The sequence below is a fragment of the Chitinimonas naiadis genome (assembly GCF_054780835.1).
Map to the genome: position 1 here is coordinate 646,124 of NZ_BAAGVO010000005.1, position 13,321 is coordinate 659,444.

Genomic DNA, 13,321 nt, shown 5'->3' on the forward strand with positions numbered 1-13,321 from the left:
CCCTAGAGGATTCGCTAACTTCAAGTAGAATCTCCGCTTTATATCGTTGTCCTTACCGAGTTGCCGTCACGATGCTGACCTTCCAGCAAATCATTCTTACGCTCCAGCACTACTGGAACCGCCAGGGTTGCACCCTGTTGCAGCCCTATGACACCGAAGTCGGTGCCGGCACCAGCCATACCGCCACCTTCCTGCGCGCCCTCGGGCCCGAGCCCTGGAATGCCGCCTATGTGCAGCCCAGCCGCCGCCCCAAGGATGGCCGCTACGGCGAGAACCCCAACCGCCTGTTCCAGCATCACCAGTTCCAGGTGGTGCTCAAGCCCAGTCCGGACAATATCCAGGAGCTTTACCTCGGTTCCTTGAAGGAACTGGGCCTGGACCCGACCGTGCACGACATCCGCTTTGTCGAGGACGACTGGGAAAACCCGACGCTGGGTGCCTGGGGCCTGGGCTGGGAAGTCTGGCTGAACGGCATGGAAGTCACCCAGTTCACCTACTTCCAGCAGGTGGGTGGCCTCGATTGCAAGCCGGTACTGGGCGAGATCACCTACGGTCTGGAACGGCTGGCGATGTACCTGCAGGACATCGAGAACGTCTACGAACTGGTGTGGAGCTACCTGCCGGACGGCACGCCCGTCACCTACGGCAATGTGTTCTTCCAGAACGAAGTCGAGCAGTCGCGTTATGCCTTCGAGCACTCCAACGTCGAACTGCTGTTCAAGCAGTTCAACGACTACGAGGGCGAGGCCAAGCGCCTGCTGGAAGCCAGCCTGCCACTGCCTGCCTACGAGATGATCCTGAAGGCCGGTCACAGCTTCAACCTGCTGGATGCACGCGGTGCCATCTCGGTGACCGAGCGGGCCGCCTATATTGGTCGTATCCGCAACCTGTCGCGCGGTGTGGCGCAGGCCTACTACGATGCCCGTGAAGCATTGGGATTCCCCATGCTCAAGAAGGACTAAAGGTTAGACATGAAGCGTGCTGCCATCCTGCTGCTGGCCCTTGCCCTGGCTGCCTGTGGAAAGTTCGGCGGCAGTTACATGGACACCAAGAACGCCGAGCCACCGGAACCGGTGCCGGCGGACAAGGAGGCTGACTGGCGTCTGTATGGCCAGCAGCCGGATGTGGATGTCCATGTTTCCTGGGCATCCATCGGTCACGATGATCCGTCCGGGCAGAGCGACTATGTCTATGTCTGGGTGCGCCGCAGCTTCAAGAAAGACCAGGAAAACAAGGAAGGTGAAACCTTCCGTACCGAGTACACCCGCTTTGCGCTCGACTGCGCCAAGAGCGAGATGGCCGGTATTGCCGCCGAGTTCCGCGACAAGGACGGCGACGAAGTAACCCGTCGCGACATGGCCGGCTTCCAGTGGGAGTTCGACCCGGTCACCAAGCAGGCCTATATGCAGGATTTCTTCAACCAGGTCTGCCAGATTGCCCGCGACAAGGCGGCGGGCAAGAAGGAATAAGTTTCTACCATCCCCTACGCAAAGCCGGCCCGCGTATCGCGCCCTTTGCGTTGTACACATGAACAAAGAAGTGCCATGAGCCCAACCCTGCTGATCGAACTGTTTACCGAAGAACTGCCCCCCAAGGCCCTGCCCAAGCTGGCCGCCTCCTTCGCCAACACCCTCGTGACCGAACTGCGGCAGCGCCACTTGCTGGTGGGCGAGCCGGAATTCGAGGTTTTCGCCTCGCCGCGCCGCCTGGGCGTGGCGATCAAGCAGGTGCTGGGCCAGGCCGCCGAGCGGGATGTCGAAACCAAGGTCATGTCGGTGGCGGTCGCCTTCGACGCCGAGGGCCAGCCGACCATCCCGTTGAAGAAGAAGCTGGAAAGCCTGGGTGTTGGCGAGTCGGCCATCCCTAGCCTCGTGCGCAAGCCCGATGGCAAGGCCGAGGCGCTGTTCCTGACCCAGCGGGTTCAGGGTGATCGCCTCGCAACAGCGATGGATACGATTCTGACTGAGGCGTTACGTAAGCTTCCTGCCCCCAAGCTAATGCGCTGGGGCAGCCGCGACGTGCAGTTCGTCCGCCCGGCGCACGGTCTGGTCGCCCTGCATGGCAGCACGATCATTCCTGCCCAGGTACTGGGCCTGACCGCCGGCCGTACCACCGGGGGCCACCGCTTCCTGTCGCAAGGCCCGGTCGAGATTGCCGATGCCGACAGCTATGCCGCCACCTTGCGCGAGCAGGGCAAGGTCATCGCCGGCTTCGAGGCGCGCCGCGCCGCCATCGTCGCCGGCCTGACCGCCAAGGCCAATGCTCGCCAGGCGACCATCGCCGGTGGTGATGCGCTGATCGATGAGGTCACGGCACTGGTCGAATGGCCGGTGGTGCTGGAGGGGAGCTTCGAGGCCGAGTTCCTGAAGGTGCCGCAAGAGTGCCTGATCCTGACCATGCAGCAGAACCAGAAGTATTTCCCGCTGCTGGATGCGGCGGGTAAGCTGACCCATCACTATCTGATCGTCTCCAACCTCGAGACGGCGGACCCGAGCTTCATCGTCAACGGCAACGCCCGCGTGCTGCGCGCCCGCCTGTCGGACGCCAAGTTCTTCTATGAGCAGGACCAGAAGCAACGGCTGGACAGCCGTGTCGGCCGGCTCGAGAGCGTGGTCTACCACAACAAGATCGGCAGCCAGCTGGCCCGCGTTGCGCGGCTGGAAAGCGTCGCTGCCGCCATTGCCACCCTGCTGGGTGCCGATGGCCAGCTCGCCAAGCGCGCCGCCTACCTTGCCAAGGCCGACCTTTTGAGCGACATGGTCGGCGAGTTCCCCGAACTGCAAGGCATCATGGGCACCTACTACGCCCACCTGGATGGCGAGCCGGCCGAAGTCGCCGACGCCATCGAGGGCCACTACCATCCGCGCTTCTCCGGCGACACCTTGCCGGCGAGCCCGATTGCCAAGGCCGTCTCGCTGGCCGACAAGCTGGAAACCCTGGTCGGTATCTGGGGCATCGGCCTGATCCCGACCGGCGACAAGGACCCGTACGCCTTGCGCCGTGCGGCGCTCGGCGTGTTGCGCATGCTGGTGGAAGACAAACTGCCGCTGGACCTCAAGGCGCTGCTGCAGCAGACCGCGGCGGCCTTCCCGGCCGGTGTGGTGGCCGAGGGAACGGTGGATGGCGTATTCGGCTTCATGCTGGAACGGCTCAAGAACCTGCTGGCGGCTGATTTCCCCGCTGCCGATATCGAAGCGGTGCTGGCCGACGCGCCAAGCCGCTTCGACGAGCTGAGCTTGCGTCTTGCCGCCGTGGCCGAGTTCAAGGCGCTGCCGGAAGCGGCTGCGCTGGCGGCCGCCAACAAGCGTATCCGCAATATCCTGAAGAAGAACGTCGCCGAAGGGGCCAGCCTGCCGGCCATTGCACCGGCCCTGCTGGTCGAGGCGGCCGAGCGCGACCTGCACGGTGCGCTGGGTGCGGTGCAAGGCCCGGTCGAAGCTGCCCTGGCAGCCCGCGACTACACGGCAGCGCTGAAAAAACTGGCGGGCCTGCGAGCACCGGTCGATGCCTTCTTCGACAGCGTGATGGTGATGGCGGAAGATGCGGCCGTACGCAACAACCGGCTTGCCCTGCTGGCCGCCTTGAGCGACCTGATGAACCGCGTTGCGGATATCTCGTTGTTGGCAGAATAAGACAGGCTTATGAAACTCGTCATCCTCGACCGCGACGGCGTGATCAACCAGGACAGGGACGACTTCGTGAAGTCGGAGGCCGAATGGGTGCCGATCGAAGGCAGCCTGGAGGCGATTGCCCTGCTCAATCACGCCGGTTGGCGGGTGGTGATTGCCTCCAACCAGTCCGGCATCGGTCGCGGCTTTTTTGGCATGGCCGAACTCAATGCCATGCATGACAAGCTGCACCGCCTGCTGGCCGGTGTGGGTGGACGGCTGGATGCCATCTTCTTCTGTCCGCATACTGCCGATATGAAGTGCGACTGCCGCAAGCCCAAGCCCGGCATGTATCTCGATATTGCGCAGCGTTTCGATATCCGCCTCGAGAACACGCCGGTCATCGGCGACAGCCTGCGCGATCTGGAAGCCGCCGAGGCGGTGGGCGCCGAGCCCATCCTGGTGCGGACCGGCAAGGGTGAGAAGACGCTGGCGGCCGGCGGACTGCCGGAGCACACCCGGGTCTGCTACGACCTGATGGACGCTGCGCTCTACCTGATCGGCAAGGACGAAGACTAGGTCCTGCCCATGGCTTTGCCGGGTCGGCGTGTACCGCATCATCCTGCTGCGTTCATGTCGGCACGGCTGTCAGCCACCATCGCGAAGCTTGCCATTTGGGAGTAGTCTCACGGGCGCATTGGCGGGACGGACCGATAGGCATGGTCGTTGCCGAATGCACCCGTGCCTGATGGCGCAAGACTTGTAAAAGCGAGATAGATACCGATGTTGTGGTTACGTTCGATGCTGTACATGCTGGGTTGGGCCTTCAATACCATTCTTTGCGCCGTCGCCTGCATGGTGGCGCTGCCCCTGCCGTACCGGATACGCTACAAGCTGGTGACCTACTGGAGCCATTTCTCCCTGCGTTGGCTGGAAATCAGCTGTGGCCTCAAGGCCAACGTGATCGGCGTGGAGAATCTGCCCAAGGATGCGGCGGTGGTGATGAGCAAGCACCAGTCGGCCCTCGAGACCATGGCCCTGCAGCGCCTGCTGCCCTTTACCGCCTGGGTGGTGAAGCGCGAATTGTTGTGGATACCGTTCTTCGGCTGGGGCTTGTGGAGCGTCCGGCCGATTGCGATCAATCGTGGCAATGGCACGGAAGCAGGCCGGCAGTTGATCGAGCAGGGCAGTGCCCGCATCAAGGCCGGTGCCTGGATCATGATCTTCCCGGAAGGCAGCCGTATCGCCGCCGGCAAGCGTGGCAAGTACAAGCAGGGTGGCGCACGGCTGGCCACTGCCCTGGGAACGCCGGTAGTACCGGTGGCCGTCAATTCCGGTGAGTTCTGGCCCCGTAACGGCTTTCTGAAGCATCCCGGTGTCAGCACCATCTCCATCGGGCCTGCCATTCCCACCGAAGGCAAGACTGCCGACCAGGTCCGGCGCGAAGTCGAGAACTGGATAGAGACCGAAATGGTCAGGATCAGCGGGGTTGGCCCTTGCTGGCCGAATAACACCCAACCCGAACAGGTACATGGCCCGCTCACTGCCTGAATCCCGACGTACCTATACGGTGGCTGGCCGCGAGGTCGCCGTCGCCCTCAAGCGCTCCGCCCGCGCCAGCGTGGGGCTGCGTATCAGCAGTGATGGCCTGACCGTCGTCGTACCGAACCGTTTCCCGCTTTCCGAGCTCGATGGCATCCTGCGCCAGAAGGCCGGCTGGATCATCGCCAAGCTCGATGAAGTCGCCAGTCGCCCCATGGCCGAACCGCTGGGTGCCGGCGGCACGGTGGACTGGCTGGGCGAACCGCATACCGTCAGCCTGGGGCACAGCCGCGGCAGCGTGACGGCCGATGAGCTGCGGCTGGCCACTGCCGACCCGGCCCTGCTGCCGCTGGCGCTGGAAAAGCTCATGCGGCGCGAAGCACGGCAGTTCCTGGGCGAGCGGCTGGCCCTATGGGCCGAAAGGCTGGGCCTGCGCTATTCGGAGTTCAAGCTCTCCAGCGCCGGCACGCGTTGGGGCAGCTGTACCTCGCAAGGTGCGATACGTCTCAACTGGCGCTTGATGCAGGCACCGCTGCCGGTGCTCGACTATGTGGTGATCCACGAGTTGTGCCATCTGGTGGAACTCAACCATTCGCCGCGCTTCTGGGCCCTGGTGGCTTCGGTCTGCCCGGACTGGAAGCAGAAACGCGACTGGCTCAAGCGCGAAGGTGGACGCTACTTCGCCTGGTAGCCTGTCCGCTGCGACATGCTGTCGCAGCCTCCGAGGGTGCCGAACGCATACAATCCGGCCATGCCGCCCTCTGCCTTGCTCCTGACTTTGCACCGCCTGATCCAGCTGCGCGCCCTGACGGTGGCGGCCTATGTGCTGGCCACGCTGTGCGCCCTGTTTGTCTTTGACTGGCCGGTGCCGTGGTTCACGCTCGGTTTCCTCTGCCTCCTGCTGATGGCCTACAACGGCCTGTCGCTGTGGCGCCTGCGGCTGGCGCGGGACGGGGTCGTCCTTCCCGCGGCCGAGATTGCCCGGCAACTGGCGGTGGATATCATCGGCCACGCGCTGTGGCTGTTCTTTCTGGGTGGTGCTACCAACCCGTTCACGGCGCTGTTCCTGCTACCGCTCACCATCGCGGCGGCGACCCTGCCGGGGCGTTTTGTCTGGCCGCTGACGGCGCTGACGCTGGCCTGCTACAGCCTGCTGCTGGTCTGGTACCAGCCCTTGCCGATCTCCGAGCGTGGCCTGACGCAGGCGTTCTTCCTGCATACCCTGGGCATGTGGCTCGCCTTCGTGGCCGCGGCCTTGATCGTGGCAGGCCTGGTGGCCCATATCGGCCGACACCTGCGTGCCAATGAGCGCGCGCTGGCCGATGCCCGCGAGGCGGGCCTGCGTCAGCAGCAGGTCATGGGCCTGGCCATCCAGGCAGCCGGCGCTGCCCATCGCTTGGGCACACCCCTGGCCACCCTGACCTTGCTGGTCGACGAGTTGATCGCCGAGCGCAGCAGCGATGAAGCCCTGGTGACCGATCTTCGCCTGATGCAGCAGCAGCTTGGCGCCTGCCGGGCAGAGCTGGGCCGACTGCGCGCCAATCCGGCCGTCCCGGCGCCACAGGCGGCGGACGTGGCCATGCAGGCGGTACTGGACGATTGGCGGCTGGTCCGGCCGCAGGCACGGGCCGAATACGTGGTGCAGGGTGCAGGGGTGCCACCGATGCTGAGCCTGCCCTTTGCGCTGCGGCAGGCGCTGTTGAACTTGCTGGACAATGCGGCCGATGCCAGCCCGGATTGGCAGCGTCTGACGCTGGACTGGTCGAACGGCCTGGTTCATCTGCGGCTGGAGGATGCCGGCGCGGGCTTTGACGGCAAGGTACAGCAGACGCAGGGCCTGGGCATGGGCGTCACGCTGGCGATCTCCGCGCTGGAACGCGCCGGTGGTGAGCTGCACTGGTTGCCGCGGCCGCAAGGTGGGACCTGTGCGCATATCCTGTTGAGGGTGTCATGAACACGATCCTGATCGTCGACGACGACGCGGCGCTGGGCATGGTGCTGGCGCGGGCCTTCAAGCGCCAGGGCTGGCAGGCGACGGTAGCCGGCTCGGTGGCCGAGGCCTTGCAGCAGGCGGCACTGATGCCACCTGCGCATGCCCTGCTGGACCTCAAGCTGGGCGACGAATCGGGCTTACGCCTGATTGCCGAGCTGCTGCACGTGGCACCGCAGTGCCGCATCGTGATGCTGACCGGCTACGCCAGCATTGCCACCGCCATCGAGGCGATCAAGCTGGGGGCGGTGCACTACCTCGCCAAGCCGGCCGGCATGGACGAGATCATCGCGGCCTTCGGCCGGCTGGAAGGTGATGTCGCTCTGCCGCTGGAATCCAGGCCGCTGAGCATGGACCGGCTCGAATGGGAGCATATCCAGAAGGTGCTGGCCGAGCACCAGGGCAATATCAGCGCCACGGCGCGGGCGCTGAACATGCATCGGCGCACCTTGCAGCGCAAACTCGGCAAGCGGCCCAGCCCCAGCCCGCCCGAGCGCGACTAGGGCTTGCTTACGACAAGGCAGGCATTAGGGATGACGCTGCTGCCGTATTCGACGCCACGTCCGCTAGAATAGTCCGCTTGTGCCACCGTAGCAGCCTGACGCCATGCCGGAATCCGCCCTTCTCGACCAGCTTATCGCGACCGTACGCCATGTGGCGGCAACGGAGGTGATGCCGCGTTTCCTGCGTCTGGGCAAAGGGAGTCGCAAGGAAGACGGCACCCTGTTCACCGAGGCGGATGTGGAAACCCAGCACGCGTTGGTGGCGGCACTGCCGTCCATCGTGCCCTGCCCGGTGCTGGGTGAGGAGATGACGGCCGCTGAACAGGAAGCGCTCTGGGAGGGGCATGAGCAGCTGTGGGTGATCGATCCCATCGACGGGACGACCAATTTCTTCCATGGCCTGCCTTACTTCGCCATCTCCATCGCCCTGATGGAACGCGGCCGGCCGGTACTGGGTGTCATTTTCAATCCGGTGACCGACGAGATGTTCACGGCGGTGCTGGGGCAGGGCGCCTACCTGAATGGCCAGCGACTGCCGCTGAAGCAGCATGTGCCGCTGATGCCGGAAGCGATCGCCGGGGTGGAGGTAAAGTGGCTCAGCGGCAAGTTGCCACAGCGGCTGGCGGCCCTGCCGCCATTCGGCAGCCAGCGCAATTTTGGCGCCTCGACCCTCGACTGGTGCTATCTGGCGGCTGGCCGCTTCGATCTGTATGTCCACGGCGGACAACGCCTGTGGGATTACGCCGCCGGTTGCCTGATGCTGATCGAAGCCGGTGGCAGCATGACCAGCCTCTATCACGAAGACTATTGGGACGATGACGTCTGGCAGCGCTCGGTCGTGGCCGCGCTCAATCCCGGTCTGTTCGCGCAGTGGCAGAAGTGGGTTAAATGTAACCTTTGAGAACCAGCCTGATCTGGCCAGTGCAGGTATCCGGTCATCTCTGCAACGGAGATGGCCGATGGAGCGAGCCAGCATAAGCCGGCAGGGTCCTCGCTCACCCGGAGGCTGGTCGACTGCGGAGCCTGGCACAGTAGCTTTCCCCCGACCGCGTTCCTACTTCTCCCTTGGCTTTATACGCACGGGTTCCAGGCGCCAAGCGTCAGGAACGCGGGCTGCCACTTGTCCGCAGGGCGGCGTCTGTACCCCTTCTCCTTCACCCTACCGCGCTGATCACAGGGGCTATCGACCCTGACTGTGGCTTTTTAACCTATCGAGCGATTGCTCTAGATTTTTGCCGGATGCTTGTCTACGTTGTTGTTACCGCCCACCCATGAGGCGGATCAAGCACGACACAACGGAGACAACATCGATGAAACGTTACGCTGCATGGCTGGCAGCGCTGGGGCTATTGCTTGCCCCGGTGGCACCGGCAATGGCCGCTTCCAGCGGCTATACCCAGACCCGCTACCCCATCATCCTGGTCCACGGCCTGTTCGGCTTTGATCAGGCGCTGGGGGTGGACTACTTCTACCGCATCCCCGCCGAACTGCAGAAGGATGGCGCCAAGGTCTATGTCGCCCAGGTTTCGGCCGTCAACAGTACCGAGGCACGCGGCGAGCAACTGCTGGCCCAGGTCAAGAACGTGCTGGCCATCACCGGTGCAAGCAAGGTCAACCTGATCGGCCACAGCCACGGCGGGCCTACTATCCGCTATGTGGCGGGTGTCGCACCGCAGCTGGTCGCCTCGGTGACCAGCGTGGGCGGGGTGAACAAGGGCTCGCGTATTGCCGATATTACCCGTGGCACCCTGCCGCCGGGTTCAATCTCGGAAAGCCTGGCCGCTTCGGTCGCCAAGGGGCTGGGGACGCTGATTTCGCTCGCCTCGGGGGGCAGCCAGCTGCCGCAGGACCCGGTCGCCGCACTGGGTGCGCTGACAACGGCCAATATGGCCAAGTTCAATGTTCGCTTCCCCGGCGGCGTGCCGAGCAGCGACTGCGGCGAAGGCGCCTACGTGGCCAACGGCGTGCGCTACTACTCCTGGAGCGGCAGCAGTACCGTGACCAACATCCTCGACCCGTCCGATGCCGCCATGGCATTGACCGGGCTGGCCTACGGCGGCCCCAGTGACGGTCTGGTCGGTACCTGTTCCAGCCACCTGGGCCAGGTGATACGCGACAACTACCGCATGAACCACATCGACGAAATGAACCATTTCTTCGGTCTGGTCCATCTGTTCGAGACTGATCCGGTCACCTTGTACCGACAACAAGCCAACCGGCTGAAGAACGCTGGACTGTAAGCGGATCGCCCACCCCGGCAACGGGGTGGGCGTGCGCACTGCCGGGAGACGAGGATGGACTCGGGAAACACGAAACGTTATCTGGCAACTGCCATGCTGGTCGGTGTCACGGCGCTACTGTTACTGTGGCAGGCGTCGCGTAGCGCGACGTCCCCTATGACGCACACTACCGTGACCTCGCCGGCGGCCTCGTTCGGCGGTACGGTCAGCGATGGTGGCGGGCGTAGTGTAGGGGGTGAGCTGGTACTGGATGAGGAAGTCAGACGCCTGTTCGACTACCACCTGGCTGCCGTCGGTGAGCTACCACTGGCGCAGATCGTGGCTGGTCTCGAAGCTGACCTGGACCAGCGTTTGCCGGCCAAGGCGGCCGCAGCGGCCAAGCAATTGCTGAAGCGCTATTTGGCATTCAAGACCGCGCTGCAGCAACTGGAACAGGACCCGAAACTGGCGGGCGACGGCTTGTCTGCCTTGCAGGCCAGGTTGGCGATGGTGCGCAAGCTGCGCAGCCAGTATTTCAACACGGCCGAGACGGCGGCGCTATTCGGCTGGCAGGACCGCTATGACGACGATGCGCTGGCCCGGCAGGCCATCAGTCGCGATGGCGCCCTCAGTGCCAGTGACAAGGCGCAGCGTCTGGCCGCGCTTGACCGGCAGCTGCCACCGGAAATCCTGACCTTGCGGCAGGCGCCGGTACAGCACCTGGCCCTGGCCGACAGTGTCACGGCAGCCCGCGCCAAGGGCGCGGACGATGCGGCCATCTTCCGCTTGCGCGAGGCGAATGTCGGCGCGGCGGCAGCGACGCGACTGGCCGCCGTGGACAAGGAAGAAACCGAATGGCAGCAGCGGATCAGCCGCTACCTGGCGGCGTTGGCAGAGATCCGTGGCAACAGCAACCTGAGCGAGCTGCAGCGCCAGGCTGCGATCGATACCTTGCGGCAGACGCAGTTCGACGCCAGCGAGCGCTTGCGCCTGTCGGCGTATGAACAATGAGTAAGCAGATCGGGAAAGGTGTAGTGCGCCTGCTCACCCGGCAAAGCCGGATGCTCATCTGACGCTGCACGCACAGGTTCCGGGTTCGCAAGCTCACCAGGAACGCTGGCAGCCTTGCCGCCGCGAGAGCGGGACCGTTTGTTGAGATAGGCCTGGCCGGGGTGATCCACCGCGTGCCGGGCTAACAGGGTGGGGCGTCCATAAGGCGCCCCGCTCTATTTCCCGGTCCGACTATATGTTCATCAATCAGGCCAGCAGCCAGTAGAGACCGGTTCCGCAGGCACTGGCCAGCAGCAAGGCCAGTTCGACCAGCTCCACGCCCGCCCCCAGGCAATCGCCGCTGACACCCCCCAGTGTCTGTTGCAGCCAGCGCCGGTACAGCCAGATGCAGAGTGGCGCGAGCAATAGCGAGGGTGCCAGCCAGGCAGACAGTCCCAGCAGGGCAAGCAGCCAGAGCAGACGTGCCCAGCGTGGAATGCGCCAGGTGAAGGCTTCGGCAACGCCAGGGCTCAGGGAGGGCAGGCTTTGCCAGTACAGCACGCCCAGCCGCGCCCAGGCCGGCAGCAGCACCAGCGCCCACCATTGTTGCTGGCGGACCAGCAGCATCAGCAACACCAGCTTGCCGGCAGCCTGCAGGATCAGCGTCAGTACACCGAAACTGCCGAGATGCGGGTCGCGCATCACGGCCAGCAGGCGTTCCCGGTCACGGTGGGCAGCGCCCAGGCCGTCAGCCAGGTCGGCCAGCCCGTCCAGATGCAGGCCACCCGTCAGTAGCACCCACAGCAGCAAGACCAGCCAGGCCGACAGCCAGGGGTCGAGCCACGCCGCCGGCCAGGCCATGAGCAGGAGCAGGGCGCCGAGCAGCAGGCCGACCAGCGGGAACCAGCGTGCGGATTCGACCAACAGTCGGGGCTGGAAGCCGGGCGTGGCCGGCGTCGGCAGACGGGTCAGAAACTGGATGGCGAGCCAGAAGCGGATCATGCCAGCCTCAGCCCCGCCTCGGCCGCCTTGTCCCAGTCCAGCGCAAGTTCCAGTGCATCGGCCAGTCGATCAAGCTCCCGCTCGAGGTGATCGCCAGCATCCTTGCCGGTTTCGCCGTGATGGCCAGCCCAGGCCAGCAGGGACTGCAAGGCGGCCGGACTGTCGAACAGGCCATGCAGATAGCTGCCCAGCACCTGTTGGTCGGCTGTGCAGAGACCGTCGCTGCGCCCATCGCTGAAACGCACCAGCGGTGTGTCGTCGCTGAGGATCTGGCTGCTGCCGTGATGGATCTCGTAGCCCTGTACCGGGCTGATCGTCTCCCCTAGCCGCAGCTCGCCAACGACATTACGCAGCTGCTTCTCGGCCGCCAGCTCGGTATGCAGCGGCAGATAGCCCAGGCCGTCGCTGCTGCCTGGCGTACCTTCGAGCCCCAATGGGTCGGCCACGGTCTGGCCCAGCATCTGGTAGCCGCCGCAGATGCCGATCAGCTTGCCGCCATAGCGCAGGTGGCGGGCGATGGCATGGTCCCAGCCCTGGGCGCGCAGCCAGGCCAGGTCACCACGGGTGTTCTTGCTGCCGGGCAGGATATAGAGATCGGCCGCCGGCAAAGGCTGGTTGGGGGTGGCATAGCGGCAATCCACCTCCGGCAGGCGCCGCAGGGGGTCGAAATCCGTATGGTTGGCGATATGCGGCAGGGTCAGGATGACGATGCGGAAGCCGCCGCCATGGCCGGGTTCGCGCGGCACGGCGTCTTCGGCCGCGATATCTAGGCCGTGCAGATAGGGGACCACGGCCAGCACCGGCTTGCCGGTCTGCGCCTCCAGCCAGTCCAGTCCCGGCTGCAGCAAGGCGAGGTCGCCACGGAAGCGGTTGATGATAAAGCCACGGATGCGCGCCTGCTCGCTCGCCGACAGGCAGGCCAGCGTGCCGACGATATGGGCGAACACGCCACCCCGGTCGATATCGGCGATCAGCCAGACCGGGCAGTCGGCCTCCTCGGCAAAGCCCATATTGGCAATGTCGTTGGCGCGCAGGTTCACTTCGGCCGGGCTGCCGGCACCTTCCACCACCACCCACTCGTGTTTGGCCGCCAGCCGTTGCCAGGAGGCGAACACGGCGGTACGGGCCGTCTGTTTGTAGGCGTGGTAGTCGACCGCATCCAGATTGCCGATGGCGTGGCCATGGATGATCACCTGTGCCCGGCAATCACTGCTGGGCTTGAGCAGGACCGGATTGTGATCGGTATGGGCGGCGATACCGCAGGCGACGGCCTGGACGGCCTGCGCCCGGCCGATCTCGCCGCCGTCTTCGGTCACCGCGCTATTGAGTGCCATGTTCTGTGGTTTGAACGGGGCGGCCCGCAGGCCTCGCCGGTACAGCAGGCGACCGAGTGCCGCCACCAGGGTGCTCTTGCCGGCGTCCGAGGTACAGCCCTGTATCATCAGGGTGGGCATGGCGTACTTCCTT

The 13,321-nt window shown here is 64.8% G+C and carries 13 protein-coding genes; 11 read left to right on the forward strand and 2 right to left on the reverse strand.

The genetic code is table 11. The features are described from left to right. The first annotated feature begins 71 nt into the window (after window positions 1–71). The 11 genes from glyQ (at window position 72) to ACYVHK_RS18990 (ending at window position 10,873) form a co-directional block, all read left to right on the forward strand. Window positions 72–962, forward strand: a complete 891-nt coding sequence (glyQ, locus tag ACYVHK_RS18940) for a glycine--tRNA ligase subunit alpha (RefSeq protein ID WP_460535308.1) — start codon at window positions 72–74, stop codon at window positions 960–962. Between the two features lie 9 nt (window positions 963–971). Then, window positions 972–1,469, forward strand: a complete 498-nt coding sequence (locus ACYVHK_RS18945; RefSeq protein ID WP_460535310.1) for a surface-adhesin E family protein — start codon at window positions 972–974, stop codon at window positions 1,467–1,469. Window positions 1,470–1,544: 75 nt separating this feature from the next. Continuing rightward, window positions 1,545–3,632, forward strand: a complete 2,088-nt coding sequence (glyS, locus tag ACYVHK_RS18950) for a glycine--tRNA ligase subunit beta (RefSeq protein WP_460535312.1) — start codon at window positions 1,545–1,547, stop codon at window positions 3,630–3,632. A 9-nt stretch (window positions 3,633–3,641) separates the two neighbouring features. Then, complete coding sequence (gene gmhB, locus ACYVHK_RS18955; RefSeq protein WP_460535314.1) at window positions 3,642–4,187, forward strand: HAD family hydrolase; 546 nt, start codon at window positions 3,642–3,644, stop codon at window positions 4,185–4,187. A gap of 204 nt (window positions 4,188–4,391) precedes the next feature. Continuing rightward, a complete protein-coding gene (locus ACYVHK_RS18960; RefSeq protein ID WP_460535316.1) occupies window positions 4,392–5,159 on the forward strand; it encodes a lysophospholipid acyltransferase family protein in 768 nt (255 codons plus the stop codon). Further along, entirely contained in the window at window positions 5,140–5,841 is a 702-nt protein-coding gene (locus ACYVHK_RS18965) for a M48 family metallopeptidase (protein ID WP_460535318.1), read from the forward strand. Before ACYVHK_RS18960 ends, ACYVHK_RS18965 begins: the two co-directional genes overlap by 20 nt. Window positions 5,842–5,901: 60 nt before the next feature. Further along, window positions 5,902–7,104, forward strand: a complete 1,203-nt coding sequence (locus tag ACYVHK_RS18970; protein ID WP_460535320.1) for an ActS/PrrB/RegB family redox-sensitive histidine kinase — start codon at window positions 5,902–5,904, stop codon at window positions 7,102–7,104. Next, window positions 7,101–7,643 carry a response regulator transcription factor gene (locus ACYVHK_RS18975; protein ID WP_460535322.1) on the forward strand — a complete coding sequence of 181 codons (543 nt, stop codon included), beginning with the start codon at window positions 7,101–7,103 and terminating at the stop codon, window positions 7,641–7,643. Before ACYVHK_RS18970 ends, ACYVHK_RS18975 begins: the two co-directional genes overlap by 4 nt. 103 nt (window positions 7,644–7,746) lie before the next feature. After that, a complete protein-coding gene (locus tag ACYVHK_RS18980) occupies window positions 7,747–8,544 on the forward strand; it encodes an inositol monophosphatase family protein (protein ID WP_460535324.1) in 798 nt (265 codons plus the stop codon). Between the two features lie 409 nt (window positions 8,545–8,953). Further along, window positions 8,954–9,883: a triacylglycerol lipase gene (locus ACYVHK_RS18985; protein WP_460535326.1), complete on the forward strand. Its 930-nt coding sequence runs from the start codon at window positions 8,954–8,956 to the stop codon at window positions 9,881–9,883. Window positions 9,884–10,039: 156 nt separating this feature from the next. Continuing rightward, window positions 10,040–10,873, forward strand: a complete 834-nt coding sequence (locus ACYVHK_RS18990; RefSeq protein ID WP_460535328.1) for a lipase secretion chaperone — start codon at window positions 10,040–10,042, stop codon at window positions 10,871–10,873. A 246-nt stretch (window positions 10,874–11,119) separates the two neighbouring features. Here the strand turns inward: ACYVHK_RS18990 and cobS are convergent, their stop codons facing one another. Continuing rightward, window positions 11,120–11,854 carry an adenosylcobinamide-GDP ribazoletransferase gene (cobS, locus tag ACYVHK_RS18995; protein ID WP_460535331.1) on the reverse strand — a complete coding sequence of 245 codons (735 nt, stop codon included), beginning with the start codon at window positions 11,852–11,854 and terminating at the stop codon, window positions 11,120–11,122. Continuing rightward, on the reverse strand, window positions 11,851–13,308 hold the full coding sequence (locus ACYVHK_RS19000; RefSeq protein WP_460535333.1) for a cobyric acid synthase CobQ: 1,458 nt from the start codon (window positions 13,306–13,308) through the stop codon (window positions 11,851–11,853). Before ACYVHK_RS19000 ends, cobS begins: the two co-directional genes overlap by 4 nt. Window positions 13,309–13,321 lie beyond the last annotated feature (13 nt).